Source organism: Kaistella soli (assembly GCF_019038595.1).
Classification (GTDB): Bacteria; Bacteroidota; Bacteroidia; order Flavobacteriales; family Weeksellaceae; genus Kaistella; species Kaistella soli.
In genome coordinates, this window is record NZ_JAHOPF010000002.1 from 236,493 (window position 1) to 255,172 (window position 18,680).

An 18,680-nucleotide genomic window follows, 5' to 3' on the forward strand; every position below is an offset into this window, starting at 1 on the left:
AGATAAAAAAGAAGAGAAATGTTAAAATGAGAGCTCCCAAATGGAGAGGCTGAAACCCGGTTTAGGCAGTTCAACCTTATTTTTTCAGGCTGAAAGTTAATAATAACCCATGAAGAAGACAGAAAACATTACAGATCATGCAAGCTGCTGTAAATTTGTTACCAAAAAGATAAAATATCTGCACATTCCACAAATTACGTATCTTTACATTAAGCTGTTCTTTAAAAGCATACCGCAGGATGGACACTGACGAAAAAAAACAGTGAGGACTGTACCGAAATAAGAAATAAAATACGGATAGGCTTTCTAAAAAGAATATCCGCTTCACCAAAAAAAACAGAAAAGATGGCTAAACAGATTTTTATCAATTTACCGGTAAAGGACCTGCAGAAATCAGTGGATTTTTACAGTGCTTTAGGATTTACCAATAACCCGCAGTTTTCTGATGACACGGGAAAGTGTATGGTATGGAGCGAAAACATATTTGTAATGCTTTTAACCCATGACAAATTCTCTGGCTTTGCTTCCAAACCGGTTGCCGACAGCAGGTCACAACTCTCTGCCCTTTTTTCATTAGCAGTGGAATCCCCTGACGAAATGAACAGGATCATGAGCAGCGGACTGAATGCAGGCGGAACAGAACCCGTAGAAATGAGAGATCACGGCTTTATGGAGGAGCGCACCATCGAGGATTTCGACGGACATACCTGGGAAATTTTCTTTATGGATATGTCGAAATTCCCTTCCGAAAAGTAAGCGCGATAACATATCCCGAACCGGTTCCGCGCCCGTTTTAAGCTGCGCGAACTTGTGTTTCAATCATGATTATGCCGTGAATGCCGTTTCCGGTTACCCGGTCTTTTGCGAAAGCTCAGCTTTTTCTCCCAGCAACTGATCAATAATACCGCAGAACATCTCAATACCTGTCCCGGCGATTTCATCCGGGAAATCGTAATCGTGATGATGAAGTGCTGGAGAATTCACTCCTGCTCCGAGGCCGAACATTGCCGACGGATACTTTGCGGAGTACCAGCCGAAATCTTCCCCAAACTTAAAGGGCAGCGGTCTTTCCTTTACTTCAAGTCCATGGCCTGCAGCAGCGTTCCGGATGAGTTGATTGCATTCAGGATCATTCACTGACGCCGGAAAATAATCGAACCAGCTGATGTCATGTTCCAGCGCATGCGCGTCGCTGACAGTGGTGACGAGGTGTGATAATTTAGTTTTAAGTTCTTCCATCTTCGCATCACTCCAGGTTCTCAGGGTATAATGCAGCTCGCCGCTGCCGGCGGATATGCCATACGCTTTTTCACCCATGGTGAGATGGACCGGGGTGAGCAGTGCAAAATTTTTCTGTGTTTCATCAGTAACGTTAAGGGCAGCGAGGGCGTCAATAATTTTAGCCAAGGCAGCGGCGGGATTGATCCCGTTTTCAGGTTCGGAGGCGTGGCACTGTTTTCCCTTCAGTGAAATGCAGACGCTCTGCACGGAGGCAGAAAAAAAGTGATCAACAACAATTACCGTATTCATCTTTTCGCCGGGAAGATTGTGAAGGGCAAAGAAGTAATCGGGCTTCAGGTTTTTTAAGACTCCGCTTTCAAGCACTGCATGCGCTCCTTCTCCGTTTTCTTCGGCAGGCTGAAACAGCAATACGACCTTTCCCTTTTTCAGTTTTTTTTCTTTCAGCATTAATGCGACACCGGCCAAAACAGCCATATGCCCATCGTGACCACATTTATGCGATACCCCGGGGTTCACGGAACGGTGCTCAAACTGATTGACTTCCATGATCGGCAGTGCATCCAGTTCACAACGGATCACCACCACAGGACCGTCATCCGAAAAGCGGTATACCGCTGCCAGTCCGTTACCGCCAATACCGGTGATGAGTTCCGTATCATGGTGGGTGGAGATAAACCCTTGGATGCGCTGCGCTGTTTCTTTCTCCTTTCCTGAAAGTTCGGGATGCCGGTGCAGTGTTTTTCTCAGCTGGGTGATCTCTTTGAGTATCTCGTTTCTATTCTCAGTAAATTCGTGAGTTTCGGGGTGCATCATGGTCATTGGTTATCAAAAAGGTGTACAGGCAAATTTAACTTTTTATTCTTCAATGAGAAAGGGCTAAAAGCTGTGTTGCTTTGGGGTTAAATTTTAAACCACAAAGATTTAATAAAGGCTGATGAATTTTAAGGGAGAAAAAGGAGCAAAAAGGAGCTGTTTTGTTGTTTAAATTTTGAAACTATACACATCTAACAACAGCTGTATGAGTTTTAAAAGGAAATAAAAGAGCAAAAAGGATTGTGCTGATCGTCGTATTGCTTTGTAGTTAAATTTTAAACCACAAAGATTTAAGAAAGGCTGATGAATTTTAAGGGAGAAAAAAGGAGCGAAAAGGAGCGCGCTAACCTTTGTGTTGCTTTGATGTTAAATTCTAAACCTCAAAGATTTAAGAAAGGCTGTATGACCGTAGAATAAAACGGTAAAAGGTGTAGCTGACGTTGTTTTGGATTATTAACAAGTAAAATCTAGCTTTATTACCATAAAAAAAACTCTGCCATGTGGCGGAGTTTTTTTTGCTCACACCTTCGTGTTATGCATTCCTAAGGGGTGTATCCGCAGGTCCAGCGGTTATCAGGAATGGTTGGGAATACCAGAAAAAACTTATCGGGTCTGTCAATTTTCTCAGCTTCTCCCCCATCCAGATATCCCCCTTTGAAATAGAGGTTGCCTTTCTCATCCACCGTGTACTTACCGTTACTTGGTTTCTGAAAACCGGAATAGGTATAAGACCCGTCTTTTTTTAAAGTAAAAGATCCTTTTGGCGTGTACTGATAATATCCGCCGCTGTATTGGGAGGAAGTGCAGCCATATTTGCCCAGTTTTGGTGCATTGTTTTTGTTTTGGGATTTAACCGCTAAGGGACAGAACAGCAGCGCCGCTGTCAGCACCGAATAAAAATAATCTTTCATCATGTTTTTAAATTTAGTAATGCTAAGCTACTGTTTTACAGGAATATCAGCAAATTTTATCTCCGTATCACAGCGACATTGTTCCTTCCTCAGCACAGGCGGCGTGGATTGCTTCCCTGAAGCAGAATATTCAAAAAGAAAACCGTAACCCATTTATAATAAATTGATTATCTTTGGACTCATGACTTTTTAGTAGTTAAAAAAGAGGAGTTTTCCTTGCAAATCATGAGTTGCCCCGCCGGCCTGGCGGGGCATTTTTTGTTACTTATATTACCGATTGCACGGTGTTCCATGAAACATCCGTTTCTCTTTAGAAAAACTTCGCATTTAAATTTAAGCACAAAGGCACAAAAATTTGAAGTATTTAAACACAGTACAAAAGATCAGAGAGAATACTGAAACTCTGAGTATACGCTGTGGCTGCAATCACTGGCAAGCAGGTGTAACCACAAAGGCACAAAGGATTCAGGGAATGCAAAAGAACAGAAAGCATACTGAACTTCTGAGTATGCTCTTCGGCTACAATCACTAGTAAGCATGATGCAGCCCTCCATCCAGCGGGATATTGGTGCCAGTAAGATAGGATGCGTAATCAGAAGCCAGAAAAGCTGCCAGATGGCCGTATTCTTCAGGTTTGCCAAGTCTTTTCATGGGAATTCTGCTTTCCCTGGCTTTTCTTATTTCCTCCGCCGGAATGTTTTTTTCCAGAGCTTCTATACTGATCAGCTTAGTGATCCTTTCCGTATCGAAATAACCGGTGAGGATATTGTTTACGGTAATCCCGTTGGCGGCCACTTCATTCGAAAGCGTTTGTGCCCAGGCTGCCACCGCAGAACGGATGGTATTGGAAAGCACCAGATTATCAATCGGCTCTTTTACGGATAAGGACGACACATTAATAATGCGGCCGTGCTTCTGCTGCATCATGTGAGGCAATGCAAGCGTCGTGGTTTCACACACCGTTTTAAAAAGAAGGTCAAAAGCGGACTGAAAGTCCTCCGTTTTCTGTCCCAAAGCCATCCCTGCCTCAGGGCCATTGGTGTTGTTTACCAGAATATCCACCTTGTTTTCACTGAAATATACTGAGATTACTTTTCTAAATGCCTCAAAATCTGAAAAGTCGGCCACCAGATACCGGTGTTTCTGATTTTCATTCACCACGGGAAGAGAAGCTGCGAAGATTTTGAGTTTTTCCGCGTTACGGGCCATCACTGTTACATTGGCACCGCATTCTGCAAGCGCTTCTGCAATACCGGCCCCGATGCCCTGGGTTGCCGCTCCCACGAGCGCATTTCTGGAACTAATGTCAATCTTCATAGCATTTGTTTTAAAAGTTTTCTGTTTAATGTGCATCTTAAAAATAAAATCCAACAATAAATATACTGAATTTTCATCTTTATGAACTTAAACAGTAGGAATGACACGCCACTATACCAAATTAACTACTGCGTTCTCGGGAGAAAACTTCTTCTAAAGCCTATAAGAACAGTCTAATATAATACGAAAAACGGTTTCCCTCCTGGAGAAACCGTTTTATGATAAGTCATATTGATAGAAACAGTTTTTAAACTGCTACCGCAGAAAGCACCCCTGCCTTCCGCATGCATGCTTTCATCTTTTCGTACGTTCTTTCAATATCATGATCAAGACCGATGGAGAAACGGATCAATCCTGGTGAAAGTCCCATTTCTTTCTGTTCATCCTCCGGAATCTCAGAGGAGGTAGAACTTCCTGATGCCGAGAAAAGGGTTTTGTAAAATCCTAAACTTACCGCCAGATAACCCAGGTTTTCCTGCTGCATCATCTCCATCACTTCATTGGCTTTCTCCACCGTTTTCAGATCCAGCGCAATCAAACCGCCAAAACCGTAATTACCCTGCATCATGCTTTTATAAAGTTCATGCTGTCTGTGGCTTTCCAGTCCGGGATACTTTACGTTCAGGCCGTCCTCTTCCCAGCGCTGGGCAAGATAAAGCGCGTTTTCACTGTGTTTCGCTATTCTCAGGTGAAGCGTTCTTAAATTCTTCAGAATACTTGCCGCCCGCAAACTGTCCATGGTTGGTCCCAGCAGCATACATGCGCCGCTGTTAACGTCTTTCAGGGCATTGATAAAATCAGAGCTTCCGCAGATCACCCCGCCTACTGCATCACTGCTGCCGTTGATAAATTTCGTCAGACTGTGTACCGTGATATCAGCTCCCAACAGTTTCGGGGAAACAGAAAGTGGAGAAAAGGTATTATCCACCACCAGTTTCAGATTGTATTTTTTAGCCAGCTTTGAAAGTGCTTTCAGGTCGGCGATCTCCAGCAGCGGGTTGCTCACCGTTTCGCAGTAGATCATTTTGGTCCGGTCCGTGATCGCATTTTCAACCTTCTCCAGATAAGTAATGTCTACAAACGAAGTCCCGATCTGGAATCCCGGTAAAAAGTTTTTCATAAAAGCGTAGGTTCCGCCATAAATCGTTCTGCTCGAAACAATATGGTCGCCGCTTTTACACAGCTGAAGCAGGACGGAAGTTATCGCACCCATTCCTGATGCGGTAACATTTGCGTTTTCATACCCTTCCAGTTTGGCAAGCGCCTCCGAGAGGTAAAGGTTGCTTGGCGAAGAATGCCTGGAGTAGAGATAACAGCCCTCCGTATTGCCTTCAAAGGTATCGGACATTGTTTTTGCAGAGAGGAAGGTATAGGTTGAACTGTCAGAAATAGAAGGGTTTACCCCGCCAAATTCGCCAAAATACTGCAGATCCTGAATTGCAGTTGCGGCATCAAAATTTTCCATAGGTCTTGTTTTTATTTTCTATAAATCTCCATCCTTCCTGACTTTCAAACAAGTAATTTATCAGTAAACCGAATTTAAACCTGATATTTAGATTCATTTCAGAATTAAATTCTATATTTGAAATTATAAATGATATCCTGACCAAATAATTTTCAGATGAACCTGGATGAAAAAGATAAAAAACTGCTGTTTTTACTGCAGCTTGATTCTAAAAGAACCACGAAAGCTCTTGCCACCGAACTTGATCTTTCGGTAACCGCTGTTTTTGAGAGGATTAAAAAACTGGAAAAGCAGAAAATCATCCATAAATATGTGGCACTGGTAGACAAGAAACTCGTTCAGAAAGATTTCATCGTGTTATGCCATGTGAAGCTCAGCCGCCACAGCAAAGACTATATTACCCAGTTTGAAAAGGAAATTGCCCGCTTTTCCGAAGTCATGGAATGTTTCCATGTCAGCGGCGATTACGATTACATCCTTAAAATCAGTGTAAAAGACATTCAGGATTACCGGGAATTTATGGTGACCAAACTCACCGGTCTGCAGCACATCGCCAGTACCCACAGTTCTTTTATGATCAAAGAAGTGAAGAGTACGACGGCGGTGAGTCTGGAATAAGAGATTTTCCAGTTGTTGGTTTGGTGGGGAAAAATCACTCTATTATGATCTGCTCCAGAACTTTATTTAATCCCACTATTGCCCCAGAAGCGGCTCAGCGAGACCGATTAAAACACCTTCGGGTCCGCGGATATAACAGAGCCGGTACGAATTTCCATACTGAACCACTTCCGCTACAAGCTGTGCACCGAGCCGATAGAGGCGGCTCAGCGTGTCATCCAGATCAGCTACCGCAAACATGACGCGCAGATAGCCTAAAGAATTCACCGGAGTGTTCCTGTGGTCTTCAGCCACTTCCGGACGGATCCATGTGGAAAGCTCAAGCCGGCTGTGCCCGTCCGGAGTGACCATCATGGCAATTTCTACGGATTGGTCAGGCAAACCTGTTACCCTGCCTGACCATTCACCCCCGATAACGGTTCTGCCTTCCAGTTCCAGGCCGAGCTCGAGAAAAAAAGAAACAGCGGCGTCAAGATTCTCAACTGCTATTCCTACATTATCCATTCTTAATAACTGATTTTTTTTCATGATGTAAGATGTTTTGCCGGTTTGCTGTTTGTAGGAACTGACCTCTCCATACCCTTATTTGCCAGAAACAGAAAATTGTTATTTTAACCGCCCTGTTACTGATTAAAGATAAGAAATATTCATGGAACCGTTTAATCGGAAAAATGTTCTGGTCATGGAATTTCGGTCTGCACTGCCAAGAGCGGGGAGCAGATTTTCAGCGCATTATCTCTCAAGATCAATATTTTTTTAAAAGCCGACGTTCATTGAAAAGAAGTATCATAATATCCTGATTTACAGAAAACTGTATGGTCAAAAATAATTTGTCCCCCATTTGTCCCCCCTCTGTTTTTCAGTGTAAAGGGAGATTCTCTATACCTTTCACCCGCTATTGGTCAGACCATGAAAATACAGGACGATGGATGTCAGATTTTTCCGATGCAGCAAACCATGATAAAACCTTAACTATAACTTATGAGAAAAATTTATTTAAAATTATTACTGCCCTTATTGCTTTTCTGCGCGGAAACAGTATCGGCCCAGTCGTTTACAGAGAATTTTGACAACATTACAACGCTTACCGGCAGCGGCTGGTTTCAGCAGAACAACAGTGCGCCGGCCGGATCCAACGGCGTATGGTTTCAGGGAAACCCTCCCTCAGGCGGTGGTCCTTTCCCCTCCTATAACGGAGCAGATAACTCCTATATCGCCTGTAATTTCAACAGTACAGCAGGTAATGGAACCATCAGCAACTGGCTTGTTACTCCCAACAGAACCTTCAGGAACGGAGATGTTATTCAATTTTTTACGCGCAAGTATGATGTCGGACAGGACTATCCGGACCGTATGGAAGTGCGTCTGAGTACCAACGGTGCCAGTACCAATGTCGGCACCGGTGCAACGGCTGTCGGAGATTTTACCACAGTTCTGCTCAGCATTAACCCCAGCCTGACAGTCGGGGGCTATCCAAAGCAGTGGACACAGTATACGGTTACCATTTCCGGCTTACCCGCGCCCACTTCAGGCCGTATTGCTTTCAGGTATTTTATAACATCAGGGGGGCCCACCGGGACCAACTCCGATTATATCGGACTTGACAATGTTGTTTATACTCCGTATGTCTGCCCTGCGTTTACCATGACTTCCTCAGGAGCACTGCCCGGAGCACAGGCCGGTACCGCATTCTCTACCGTGATTTCGCAGACGGGAGCACTGGGCGCACCGAATTTTGCCGTTACAGCAGGAGCACTTCCACCGGGATTATCGCTTTCCCCATCAGGAACTGTATCCGGAACGCCTACCGCTACCGGAACATTCAATTTTACCGTTACGGTGAGTGATGCGAGCGGCTGCTCCGGGTCGGCAAGTTACTCAGTTACGGTGCTGTGCCGCAGCAACGTAGCTGCTCTTTCCGACTTCCCGGTACTGTGTACCAACAGTGGCCTCTATACCCTGTCCGAAGGTTTCCCTGCCGGAGGCACCTATAGTGGAACAGGAGTATCGGGAGGTCAGTTTGATCCTGCAGTCGGCACCCAGGTCATTACTTATGATTATACTGATCCTTATGGCTGTTCTTATTCGGTGAGTAAAACGGTAACTGTGAATGCGGCTTCTGTAATAACTACCCAGCCCACAGCAAATACCGTATGTGCAGGGGAAAACGTATCGTTCTCTGCGGCAGCAGGCAATGCTACCGGATATCAGTGGCAGGTAAATCAGGGTTCAGGATTTACCGACATCACCAACGGAGGAATCTACTCCGGAGCAACAACAGCTACCCTCACGATTAACGGAGTGACCTCAGGTCTGAACGGTTATACATACAGAATGACCGCGACAGGACTCTGTACACCGGCCGTATCCAACACTGCAGTACTTACTGTAAATGCTGCAACTGCAATTACCACCCAACCCACCGCAAATACCGTATGTGCAGGGGAAAACGCAACGTTCTCAGCAGCGGCAGGCAATGCTACCGGATATCAGTGGCAGGTAAATCAGGGTTCAGGGTTTACCGACATCACCAACGGAGGAATCTACTCCGGAGCAACAACAGCTACCCTGACGATTAACGGAGTGACCTCAGGTCTGAACGGTTATGCATACCGAATGACCGCGACAGGACTCTGTACACCGGCCGTATCCAACACTGCAGTACTTACTGTAAATGCGGTGACTGCAATTACCACCCAACCAACCGCAAGTACCGTATGTGCAGGGGCAAATGCAACGTTCTCAGCTGCGGCAGGCAATGCGACCGGATATCAGTGGCAGGTAAATCAGGGTTCAGGGTTTACCGACATCACCAACGGTGGAATCTACTCCGGAGCAACAACAGCTACCCTGACGATTAACGGCGTAACCGCAGGTCTGAACGGCTATGCGTACCGAATGACCGCGACAGGACTCTGTATACCGGCCGTATCCAACACTGCAGTACTTACCGTAAATGCTGCAACTGCAATAACCACCCAGCCAACTGCAAGTACCGTATGTGCAGGGGCAAATGCAACGTTCTCAGCAGTGGCAGGCAATGCTACCGGATATCAGTGGCAGGTAAATCAGGGTTCAGGATTTACCGACATCACCAACGGAGGAATCTATTCCGGGGCAACAACAGCTACCCTGACGATTAACGGCGTGACCTCAGGTCTGAACGGTTATGCATACCGAATGACCGCGACAGGACTCTGTACACCGGCCGTATCCAACACTGCTGTACTTACTGTATCAACTACTGCGGCCCCAACCGGTGAAGCAATACAGAGTTTCAATGCGGGAGATACGCTTAGCGTTTTAACAGTAACGGGCAGCAACATTAAGTGGTATGCCACAGCAACTGACGCTGCCAATCATGTTAATGAACTTCCAGTGAATACAGTCATTGTAAATAACACGGTTTATTACGCCACCCAGAGTATTGCAGGATGCGAATCTTCGGCCTCTTTAGCAGTGAAAGCATATAATGAATCTTTAGGAACTAATCAGGAAGCAGGTTCACAGAAAATTCAGGTTTATCCAAACCCTGTAAAAGAAACCCTGTACTTCAGCGGAAATCACAGAATTGACAGGATTATAATGATCTCGGCTGACGGAAGAAAAGCAGCGGAGAAAACACTGAATGGCGCAAGAAAAGCAGATGTTCATTCATTACCTGCAGGCGTATATATTCTTCAGATTTTTACGGACAAAGGAATTCAGACCGTTAAGATTATTAAGAACTAAAATTCAGTTCACCTCTTTAATGGTAAGCCACTGCGTTTCTGCAGTGGCTTTTTTTCATGATTCTGAGCTGTGATTTTCTAACCTCAGCAAATCAGCAGCAGCCGGTATTCGCCGTCATTTTCTAAAGGTGCGCGGTGAACACAGGGTAAAACCTGCTGTTGCGGATGATCTACCGCCAGTCTCCACAAATGTCCCAGCCCTAAATTTAAAGGCTGTGCACCGACTTTTGCCTGATAATGCAGGTCAAAATAATAATCTTTCAGAAAAGCTTCAAATTCACCGTCAGGACCGCCATGCAGTTCCCTGAGTTTTTCCCGGATTTCGGGAATCAGAATTTTCTGTTCAGCCTGGTCATTCGGTAAGAGATCACTTGCGGCACCGTAATAGGTACACAGATACGTATCGGTGGCCACGGGTGAACGGTCGACGTGCCAGGAATACACATCCGTTGAAATGAAATCCAGTTCGGCATCCCGTTCATAACATTTCAGTAAGTTAAGGGAAGGTGATGCGCCAAAGCCGGTTAATAACTGCAGATCATTCAGGATGATGGCTCTGGCTCTGCTGCCATGATCAGACAGGTGAAGTGACAGAAGATCCTGAGGCGTTACCTCTGTGATATTTTCTTTTAACAGGAGCTGAGAAACGATTTCCTTAAAATCTCCTTCCAGATTCCTTTTCCATGCGGCAGCATTTGTATTTCCCTGGAATTCTGTACCGACCAGTTCGGAAAATGAGGATACGGTCTTGAATGGGCTGGGATCAGATTTACTGCTGTTCATGGTTTGGGTTTGGAATTTTATTCCCTGGATAATGTGCAAAAGTAAGAATTCTTTCGGTTTAGGCTTTCCGGTGGCTGAGGCTCTCGAAGTCAAGGCATCGGTGAAAAAACTGTCCTATAAGAAGGCCCGGTGGCTGAGGCTCTCTAAGCCCCCATTATTTCATACCCTTCTCCTCAGCATCGAAAGCCCGGTCCCTCATGGCAGCCATTATCGTATGGGTTCATAATAAAGCGTTACTGCCCCACTCCCAAAGCTTTTGGTCTTTAAGAGTTTAAAAACAGTTCGGTCATCGACAGCCTCAAATAACAGCCTCCCTTTTCCTGCAATAACGGGATGAATGCAGAGTTGAAGCTCGTCAATTAAATTCAGTTTCATGAGCTGTAAAATTAAACTGCGGCTGCCCACCAGAATGTCTCCTCCCCGCTGCTGCTTCAGTGCGTTCACCAGTTCTTCAGGAGGCTGAGCGGCAAGTTCCGTACTCTCCCAGTCTGTGGTTTTAAGTTGGTGTGAGAAAACAGTTTTGTGTATTCTGTCTATCGCTCTGGCGAAGTTGTCGGCTGTTTCCTCTCCCGAAGGATTTTTAACCAGGGCCTGCCAGTACTGCATCAGCTGATAGGTGATCCTTCCGTAAAGGATGACGTCTGCCCGGTCTAAAAGATCAGCATAATGCTGGTGGAGTTCTCCGTCCGGAAGACCCGCCGTATGGTCGAGAACGCCGTCCATGGTCGTGTTGATGGCCGCAATTACTTTTCTCATATGATGATTTTATGAATTCGTGATTTTTTACAGTTCTGAACATTTTCCCGGCGCAGGATCTTCAATTTTTCTACAGATGCTCCGACTAAGATACAAAATACCGTCATTTCCAATCCTGAAAAATGAGGATTTTTAAATACGCACGCAGCCGGACGGTTAAAACAGCGCCAAAAAACTTTAAAAGCAAACACCTGATTGAGTGGAGGTTATTAGAGCACTCTGCATTTGTCCCCCATTTGTCCCCCCATACCCTATGGGCGGTATGAGATAACTTACTTTATTTTGCGTCAAATTCATTCTAAACCATATTTTAAACAGATTAATTAATATGATCCATCTAAGGGACGACGGTCAAAGGAGCTGTCCTGTATTACCCATTGAAACGAAAAATAACCTCAATACTACGCGATGACAAAATTTTTACTTAGCGCTGCATTTTTAGCAGCATCATTTACTTTTGCCCAAACCTATGATAACGGAGGTTTGAGTACAGGAGCTACCTCAAAAAGCGGTGTTGCTGCTCCTGCAGGCTATACCTGGTCTGAACTTCAAAATAATACAGGAAATACGGCGGAAGCTAACACCAGCCTGGGGTTGGGCGGAACGTACAGTTCTGCTTCAGCAAGCTTTTTTCTTGCAGACGATTTTACTGTTCCGGCCAATACACAATGGAATATTACCCGTATCGATTTTTTTGCGTACCAGACCGGTTATACCGGAAGTGCTTCTCCTTTCAATACGGTAAGAGTTAATATATTCAGTTCAGATCCTTCGGTGACGGGTGCGGTAAGTGTTTTTGGAGACGATACCGCCAATCGGTTTCTTTCCAGTGTAGATTCCAATATGTACAGAACCGGGAGCAGTGCGGTTCCGGTTGCTTCAGCTCCCGGAACTACCCGAAAAATATGGAAGGTTACAGCCAGTACTCCGGTTACTTTAGGATCCGGAACCTATTGGGTTAAGTATCAGTTACAGAATGCAGTTACTGCCAATGCGGGATTTTTACCTCCGGTTACCATTGAAGGGACTAGAGGGTTACCCGGTTTTAACGGAAAGCAATATAATGCCATCGATGGAACATGGACTTCAATCATCGACGCAGGAAATCCTGCCTCGGCACCGGATTATGCTTTGGATATGCCCTTTGTCATTACCTTCACCACGGGTAGTTTAGGAACAGATGCAGTAATGCAGTATGATAACAGAATAAAAGTGTACCCTAATCCGGTAAATGACTATTTCAGAATCAGTAATCCGGGAAAACTGGCGATCAGCTCAGTAGAAATAATGGATGCCAGCGCAAGAACTGTAAAAGTACTGAAAAGCGCTGATGAATATCAGGTTTCTGATCTTCCAAAAGGAAATTATCTGTTGAAAATTAACAGCAACGAAAGTCCGAAGATTACAAAACTGATTAAGCTTTAAATAAAGAAGTAACTACCTCGACGCCTTTACTATTTTTGGTATTAATCTGAAATATTAACGTAACAAAACCTCTTTTAAAACAGTTTAAAGGAGGTTTTTTCACAGGTCAGAATCTCCAATCGGGATGGATAAGGTGTTTTCTCACATGTCCAGGCTTAGGAGATACGGTAATATCCGGAATTATCTGTTCATGTATTGTGATTTATAATGGATTTTTAAAACAGTGTTTCAAGAATCCATCGCTGTCTGTTTCACTTTCTGCTGAAAGTTTCGAATATCTTAGTTCATCCTGTCAGCGGTTTAAAGGTCCATTTACCACCATTAAACAATTGCTAAGTGACTGATTTTCAATACCACTTATTTGTAAGAATACTTTGTCCCCCTTAGTCCCCCATTTGTCCCCCTCCTGTTTTTGGTTTGGTTCATCAATGCCTGTATTTTTAGCGCTACATTTTTTAAAACAATCACTATGAAAAAACGACTATCAATTTTCCTGTTGATTCTGCTGGGAACTTTCAGCTATTCACAGGTTATTTTCAAAGAAACTTTCGATGGGATCAGCGGATCTACCGCCGGCGGAGCGGGCACCTATAAATTTCCTCCGGGATGGCTGCTCAGGAATGTTGATAACAGATCCCCCAGCGGTCAGGTTGCCTATGTGAACGAGGCATGGGAAAGAAGAGAGGATTTTAAAACCAATGTTATCGATTCGGTAGCCTTCAGTAACTCATGGTACAGTCCCGCGGGACAGGCAGATGACTGGATGTGGACTCCGAAAATCACGGTCCCGGATACTTCCGCTGATGTGGTTCTGAAATGGCAGGCGATGGCTTATGACCCCGATTTTCCGGATGGATATGAGGTGAGAATTATGCCCGACCCTACAGAGCCAACTGGCGGAACCGGCGTGATGGGCAATCAGCTCACCTCTTCGGTGCAGCTTTTCAGCATACCGGCAGAAAACAGCAGCTGGACCGAAAGAACCCTCAGCCTTAATGATTACAGAAACAAGACGTTCAGAATCGCTTTCCGGAATAATTCGACCGATAAATTTATTCTTGTGATTGATGATGTGGAAGTTGCTGTCTTAATGAACACTGACGCAGCCATTACTGCAGTAAAAAATTACGAATACACCCAGTATCCGCTTTTGCATTCTGCCAGTGGCATCCCTTTAAATGCCACGATTAAAAATATGGGGTCGCTTATGCTCACGGATGCCAGAATCAAAGCCAGTCTTGTTGACGAAACGAACCAGGTGGCAGCTACGGTACTGTCAGTCGCCATGACGCTGAATCCGCAACAGGAATCTACACCTGATTTTCCTCCAATGCCGGTCCCGGCAAAGGGAAAATACCGCGTCCGTTACGAAGTGGCTTTGGCTTCCCCGGATCAGAACCCGGCCAACAATACGAAGGAATCGCTGGAATTCCAGATCACTGAATCAACGATGGCACGTGATAACGGTGTTGCTGCCGGTGCTTTAGGAATCGGTGCCGGTACACTGGGGTATCTGGGACAGGCGTTCACCACGAAAGTAACCTCTGTGGCCACAGGAGCAACCGTGAGTTTCGGAGAAAGTACAGAAGGAGCCACCTACCGTCTGGCTTTATGGAATGTTGATCCTGCCACCGGCAAACCGCAGAGTATTATTGCAGAAACGGCGAACCAGACTGCAGGTACCGCAGCCTTTACCGCCACCCTGTCTTTTGCAGGCGCACCGCTGGTTCTTTCGCCGGGTACCTATGTGCTTACCGCTGTGGAGCTCGATAAAACGCTTGCAGTTGTCATGACCAACGATGTCTTCACGCCGGGAACTACTTTTGTGAACTGGCCGACAAACCCGTTGGGCACCTGGGCCCACAATGAGGATTTCGGAAGCGGTTTTGCTAAATCGTACGCCCTGAGACTCGAAGTGCAGCAGGATCCTACTCTGGGAACCTCCGCTGCAGACCTGACCCAGCTCATCAGCGTCTACCCTAATCCGGTAACCGATGTTCTGAAAATTGCATCAAAGGAGAAAGTGCTGAATCTTCAGGTATACGCTGCCGACGGCAAACTGGTCAATATACAACCCAACAGATCATTGGATCAGCTTGAGGTAAGCCAGCTTCCTGCAGGCCTGTATGTGCTTAAAATCACTACCGGGAAAGGTGAAAAGCAGGTGAAGTTTATTAAGAAATAACAGCTGCTCTTCTTTAAATAAGCAAAGGTCGCCGTGAGGTGACCTTTGTTTTTTTTATGCCCGGTTTTCTTCACTGCTCAGCCTGTCATTGACCACGTCGAATCTTCGGTTGCTGAGAAGAATCAAGGAATGAAGAATCTGGTTTTGAGATGAGATTCTTCACTGCACTACGCTTCGTTCAGAATGACATGCATCGTTTTGCTGAATCAGAATGACAATGTTTTAGCCTATACTCTCTGTCATTCATTTCGTTGAATCTTCGGTTTGTGAGAAGAAGCAAGGAAATGAAGAATCTGGTTTTGAGATGAGATTCTTCACTGCACTACGTTTCATTCAGAATGACATGCATCTTTTTGCTGAATCAGAATGACAATGTTTTAGCCTATACTCTCTGTCATTCATTTCGTCGAATCTGCGGTTTGTGAGCGGAATGAAATAGATTAAAGAATCTGTATTAACATAAAAGTCTTCTTAATCGCGATCCGGTAACTTTAATAACGTTTAAAACTTCCGAAATATCTTTTTCCGGACGGAGAACTCTTTTATTTTCAATTAAAGCAGTTATTTGCTCTTCGGTCAGGCTTTCCACTTTAAGACTTATAACGATATTTTAAAATTTTTCCTTTTTCACCAATGCTATTAAATGTTCCAGCGAAACTTTCAGTTTTTGGGCAGTTTCTTCAGCATTGATATGCCCTAAAAGGTACTCCTCATTTTTTCCTTTTCCCGAAACACCGGTGTACATAATGTGCCATTTTTCTCCGTTATAATGCGGTTCTATGCGGAGCACTTTCACCTCTTTCAAATCAGTTTTCACGGTGTCGCTGTCCGAAAATACTTTTACCAGAAAGTTGTTTTCACACGCCACCGATACCACCTTTATCTGCCCAAACGTAAATGCAGATTTATACAAAGCATCAATGGTTTGTACCGTTTCTTCTTTGGTTTGTGCTTTTGCAGAAAACGTGCTTACTGCGAAGGCGAGGATGAGGAAAATATTTTTCATTGTAATTATGTTAATCAGATTACACTGCGCGGAAACCGGAGCCGCCTGTGTCAGTTAAACCCTACTCCAAAGGGCATTGGAATATCTATAACTGGTTTTTGTAAATACCGCAAAATGAACAACTAGCGAAAATCTTCATGATGAAAACTTCAACCCGCTAATAGAAATACTCTGTTGAACTAAACCTCCGGTAGCTTTTTCGATTCGCCGTTTTAGTAATTTTGTTTTTTTAACAATCAAAACATTTACTATGGCTACAAAAAAAAATCCCCGGAGGATTTAAGAACGAACAAATTTCTGAACCGTGCTTCGAGCGAAGTTAACGGTTTTGCCGAACTCCTGCAACGTTTCGAAAGAAATATTTCCATCCTGGGCAGGAGCCCCAGAACCTTTGATAATTATTCCCGGCATGTGGCAGCCCTGGCGCTGCACTTTAAAACTTTGCCTACGGAACTGGATCCTGAACAGGTGAAAGATTACTTGTTTGAACTCCAGCAACGAAGCCAAACCCCTTCTCAGTCCTATTTCAAACACACCGTTTACGGACTGCGGTTCCTGCTGAAGACCGAAGGCTTGCCTTATAGTTTTCTACATCTTCCCGCTATTCCAAAAGTAAATAAACTGCCGACTGTTTTAAGCCGGCAGGAAGTTTGGCGCATGCTTCAAACAGCAGAACTCCTGAAACACAAACTGCTCATCGGGCTCATCTACGGCTGCGGACTGCGCTGTATGGAAGTAAGAAATATCGAACTTCAGCATCTGGACTTCGACCGCAGGATGCTGCATATCGTTCAGGGTAAAGGCCGGAAAGACCGCTATGTGCCTTTGTCCGAGCATTTAATTCGGGGACTGAAAACCTTTATTAAAGTTGAGAATCCGGTTCAGTATTTATTCAATGGGAATCATAACAGGAATATTGAAGAGATTGACATTCTTACTCCTAAAATTACAGGCTTTGATTCCCGCTACAGCCAGCGCGGCGTTCAGTGGGTCATCAAAACCATTTCCAAAAAAGCCGGCATCACCAAAGAAGTTCACACCCATACTTTGCGACACAGCTACGCCACGCATCTGCTGGAAGACGGCGTTCCGATCATCATGGTACAAAAACTTCTGGGTCATGAAAGAATTGAATCGACCATGGAATATCTTCATGTCTGCCAGCTTTCGGATCAGAAGCCTCACAGTCCTTTGGATACCGTATTTGCTTTGTACCGCAAAAATGGAATCCCGAAGTAAGGGCAGAAGTGTAGCCGACGTTCTGCGCGCAGTCAGTTTATCAACTCAGAATTTTACGGTTCATCAGGAAAAAACACTTCGGGCTTTATCGTACTGCCGGACTTCAGCTTTGGGCGGTCATATCGATGCGTGCGACGGTTGCGGAAATCTTTCCATCAGTTACAACTCCTGTAGGAACCGGCATTGTCCCGGGTGTCAGGGCCATAAAAGGGAAGAATGGATCCAGAAGCGCGAAGCGGATTTACTCCCGTGCAGCTATTATCATCTCGTTTTCACGCTTCCCGAAGAGCTGAACGGTTTGGCAATTGCAAATCCCACACTCATTTACAAAACATTGTTTGAAGCAGCTTGGGCAACATTAAACCAGTTTGGCAAAACGGAAGGAATGCAGCTCGGAATGATTGCGATACTTCACACGTGGGGACAGAACCTGAGCTTGCATCCGCACCTGCACTGCATTGTTCCTGGCGGCGGAATTGATCATCACGGAAAGTGGAAAAAGAAAGTACGAACCGATAAATATCTCTTCTCTGTAAAAGCGATGAGCAAAGTATTCCGGGCAAAGTTTGTGGCTTTATTGAGAACTTCGGGAGTAAAAGATTCCAATTTAATGGATAAACTCTTTACCAAGAACTGGGTCGTCTATGCAAAACGTCCTTTTGGTGGCCCGAAACAGGTGATTGAATATTTAGGCAGATACACCTACAAAGTCGCCATCAGCAATCACCGCATCAAAGAAGTGACGGATCAGCAGGTCCGTTTTGGCTACAAAGATTACCGGAAAGGCGGCGAAAAAAAAGAAATGACTTTATCCCATGTGGAGTTTATCAGGCGCTTCAGTCTTCATATCCTGCCCAAAAGGTTTGTGCGGATCCGGCATTACGGTATTTTAAGCAGCAGCTGGAAGCGTGGGAAGCTGCAAAATTCACAGTCAGATTTAAACATCCGGGTTCCGGAAGCAAAACCCAAGACTTTGCTCAATAAATGCCGGTGTTGCAAAGAAGGAAACCTGGTCACCATTGCCATTTTCGGGCAGCGCGGTCCGCCACAGGATTTTCTTTTCGTCACCCAACCTTTCTCTGCGAAATAAGCTTTGCGGGTAAGGGAAACTGTGTTTTGCAGCGAAGAAAAACCGCGGAAAACCACTTCCAAAGGCTACCAAATGCCACAAATAAAGCAGTCCTTCTGA

General features: G+C 44.9%; 15 protein-coding genes and 1 pseudogene. 7 read left to right on the forward strand and 9 right to left on the reverse strand.

The genetic code is table 11. The features are described from left to right. Positions 1–345 precede the first annotated feature (345 nt). A complete protein-coding gene (locus tag KSK37_RS04215; protein WP_217199629.1) occupies positions 346–756 on the forward strand; it encodes a VOC family protein in 411 nt (136 codons plus the stop codon). A gap of 93 nt (positions 757–849) precedes the next feature. On the opposite strand, the gene KSK37_RS04220 is transcribed toward KSK37_RS04215, so the two are convergent. From KSK37_RS04220 to KSK37_RS04235, 4 genes are all read right to left on the reverse strand, one after another. Continuing rightward, positions 850–2,055, reverse strand: a complete 1,206-nt coding sequence (locus KSK37_RS04220) for an amidohydrolase (protein WP_246566217.1) — start codon at positions 2,053–2,055, stop codon at positions 850–852. A 542-nt stretch (positions 2,056–2,597) separates the two neighbouring features. Continuing rightward, positions 2,598–2,969 (reverse strand): hypothetical protein, encoded by a 372-nt coding sequence (locus KSK37_RS04225; RefSeq protein ID WP_217199631.1) that lies wholly within the window; start codon positions 2,967–2,969, stop codon positions 2,598–2,600. A gap of 525 nt (positions 2,970–3,494) precedes the next feature. Continuing rightward, complete coding sequence (locus KSK37_RS04230; RefSeq protein ID WP_088360442.1) at positions 3,495–4,283, reverse strand: SDR family oxidoreductase; 789 nt, start codon at positions 4,281–4,283, stop codon at positions 3,495–3,497. Positions 4,284–4,530: 247 nt separating this feature from the next. Beyond that, positions 4,531–5,748: an aminotransferase class I/II-fold pyridoxal phosphate-dependent enzyme gene (locus KSK37_RS04235; RefSeq protein ID WP_217199634.1), complete on the reverse strand. Its 1,218-nt coding sequence runs from the start codon at positions 5,746–5,748 to the stop codon at positions 4,531–4,533. A gap of 156 nt (positions 5,749–5,904) precedes the next feature. Here KSK37_RS04235 and KSK37_RS04240 point away from each other — a divergent pair, with 156 nt between their 5' ends. After that, positions 5,905–6,366, forward strand: a complete 462-nt coding sequence (locus KSK37_RS04240) for an Lrp/AsnC family transcriptional regulator (RefSeq protein WP_217199636.1) — start codon at positions 5,905–5,907, stop codon at positions 6,364–6,366. Between the two features lie 75 nt (positions 6,367–6,441). Here KSK37_RS04240 and KSK37_RS04245 read toward each other — a convergent pair whose 3' ends face one another. Continuing rightward, the gene (locus KSK37_RS04245; RefSeq protein ID WP_217199638.1) at positions 6,442–6,894 is read right to left on the reverse strand and encodes a VOC family protein; all 453 of its coding nucleotides are present in this window, start codon (positions 6,892–6,894) and stop codon (positions 6,442–6,444) included. Positions 6,895–7,347: 453 nt separating this feature from the next. Here KSK37_RS04245 and KSK37_RS04250 point away from each other — a divergent pair, with 453 nt between their 5' ends. After that, the gene (locus KSK37_RS04250) at positions 7,348–10,098 is read left to right on the forward strand and encodes a T9SS-dependent choice-of-anchor J family protein (RefSeq protein WP_217199641.1); all 2,751 of its coding nucleotides are present in this window, start codon (positions 7,348–7,350) and stop codon (positions 10,096–10,098) included. An 83-nt stretch (positions 10,099–10,181) separates the two neighbouring features. Here the strand turns inward: KSK37_RS04250 and KSK37_RS04255 are convergent, their stop codons facing one another. Next, entirely contained in the window at positions 10,182–10,880 is a 699-nt protein-coding gene (locus KSK37_RS04255) for a DUF1826 domain-containing protein (RefSeq protein WP_217199642.1), read from the reverse strand. A 207-nt stretch (positions 10,881–11,087) separates the two neighbouring features. Further along, positions 11,088–11,636: a dihydrofolate reductase family protein gene (locus KSK37_RS04260; protein WP_217199644.1), complete on the reverse strand. Its 549-nt coding sequence runs from the start codon at positions 11,634–11,636 to the stop codon at positions 11,088–11,090. A gap of 408 nt (positions 11,637–12,044) precedes the next feature. Between KSK37_RS04260 and KSK37_RS04265 the strand changes: the two genes are divergently transcribed. Together KSK37_RS04265 and KSK37_RS04270 are read left to right on the forward strand one after the other, a co-directional pair. Then, positions 12,045–13,061 carry a T9SS type A sorting domain-containing protein gene (locus KSK37_RS04265; protein ID WP_217199646.1) on the forward strand — a complete coding sequence of 339 codons (1,017 nt, stop codon included), beginning with the start codon at positions 12,045–12,047 and terminating at the stop codon, positions 13,059–13,061. Between the two features lie 469 nt (positions 13,062–13,530). Then, a complete protein-coding gene (locus KSK37_RS04270; protein WP_217199648.1) occupies positions 13,531–15,246 on the forward strand; it encodes a T9SS-dependent choice-of-anchor J family protein in 1,716 nt (571 codons plus the stop codon). A 487-nt stretch (positions 15,247–15,733) separates the two neighbouring features. On the opposite strand, the pseudogene KSK37_RS14190 reads toward KSK37_RS04270, so the two are convergent. Together KSK37_RS14190 and KSK37_RS04275 are read right to left on the reverse strand one after the other, a co-directional pair. Beyond that, positions 15,734–15,844: pseudogene (locus KSK37_RS14190) on the reverse strand (Fic family protein); the annotation flags it as partial. A gap of 12 nt (positions 15,845–15,856) precedes the next feature. Further along, on the reverse strand, positions 15,857–16,252 hold the full coding sequence (locus tag KSK37_RS04275; protein ID WP_217199650.1) for a hypothetical protein: 396 nt from the start codon (positions 16,250–16,252) through the stop codon (positions 15,857–15,859). A 369-nt stretch (positions 16,253–16,621) separates the two neighbouring features. On the opposite strand from KSK37_RS04275, the gene KSK37_RS04280 reads away from it, so the two are divergent. Both KSK37_RS04280 and KSK37_RS04285 read left to right on the forward strand, forming a co-directional pair. Next, positions 16,622–17,491 (forward strand): tyrosine-type recombinase/integrase, encoded by an 870-nt coding sequence (locus KSK37_RS04280; protein WP_425514004.1) that lies wholly within the window; start codon positions 16,622–16,624, stop codon positions 17,489–17,491. Continuing rightward, positions 17,475–18,581, forward strand: coding sequence for an IS91 family transposase (locus tag KSK37_RS04285; RefSeq protein WP_425513997.1), 1,107 nt, complete (start codon positions 17,475–17,477; stop codon positions 18,579–18,581). The genes KSK37_RS04280 and KSK37_RS04285 overlap by 17 nt, the downstream gene beginning before the upstream one ends. Positions 18,582–18,680 lie beyond the last annotated feature (99 nt).

What these genes read in the sequence shown, in the direction of transcription:
- KSK37_RS04265 (WP_217199646.1), top strand. Translation starts at nt 12,045, where the DNA reads ATGACAAAATTTTTACTTAGCGCTGCATTTTTAGCAGCATCATTTACT.
- KSK37_RS04245 (WP_217199638.1), bottom strand. Translation starts at nt 6,894, where the DNA reads ATGAAAAAAAATCAGTTATTAAGAATGGATAATGTAGGAATAGCAGTT.
- KSK37_RS04255 (WP_217199642.1), bottom strand. Translation starts at nt 10,880, where the DNA reads ATGAACAGCAGTAAATCTGATCCCAGCCCATTCAAGACCGTATCCTCA.
- KSK37_RS04215 (WP_217199629.1), top strand. Translation starts at nt 346, where the DNA reads ATGGCTAAACAGATTTTTATCAATTTACCGGTAAAGGACCTGCAGAAA.
- KSK37_RS04220 (WP_246566217.1), bottom strand. Translation starts at nt 2,055, where the DNA reads ATGATGCACCCCGAAACTCACGAATTTACTGAGAATAGAAACGAGATA.
- KSK37_RS04270 (WP_217199648.1), top strand. Translation starts at nt 13,531, where the DNA reads ATGAAAAAACGACTATCAATTTTCCTGTTGATTCTGCTGGGAACTTTC.
- KSK37_RS04235 (WP_217199634.1), bottom strand. Translation starts at nt 5,748, where the DNA reads ATGGAAAATTTTGATGCCGCAACTGCAATTCAGGATCTGCAGTATTTT.
- KSK37_RS04230 (WP_088360442.1), bottom strand. Translation starts at nt 4,283, where the DNA reads ATGAAGATTGACATTAGTTCCAGAAATGCGCTCGTGGGAGCGGCAACC.
- KSK37_RS04240 (WP_217199636.1), top strand. Translation starts at nt 5,905, where the DNA reads ATGAACCTGGATGAAAAAGATAAAAAACTGCTGTTTTTACTGCAGCTT.
- KSK37_RS04275 (WP_217199650.1), bottom strand. Translation starts at nt 16,252, where the DNA reads ATGAAAAATATTTTCCTCATCCTCGCCTTCGCAGTAAGCACGTTTTCT.
- KSK37_RS04250 (WP_217199641.1), top strand. Translation starts at nt 7,348, where the DNA reads ATGAGAAAAATTTATTTAAAATTATTACTGCCCTTATTGCTTTTCTGC.
- KSK37_RS04285 (WP_425513997.1), top strand. Translation starts at nt 17,475, where the DNA reads ATGGAATCCCGAAGTAAGGGCAGAAGTGTAGCCGACGTTCTGCGCGCA.
- KSK37_RS04225 (WP_217199631.1), bottom strand. Translation starts at nt 2,969, where the DNA reads ATGATGAAAGATTATTTTTATTCGGTGCTGACAGCGGCGCTGCTGTTC.
- KSK37_RS04260 (WP_217199644.1), bottom strand. Translation starts at nt 11,636, where the DNA reads ATGAGAAAAGTAATTGCGGCCATCAACACGACCATGGACGGCGTTCTC.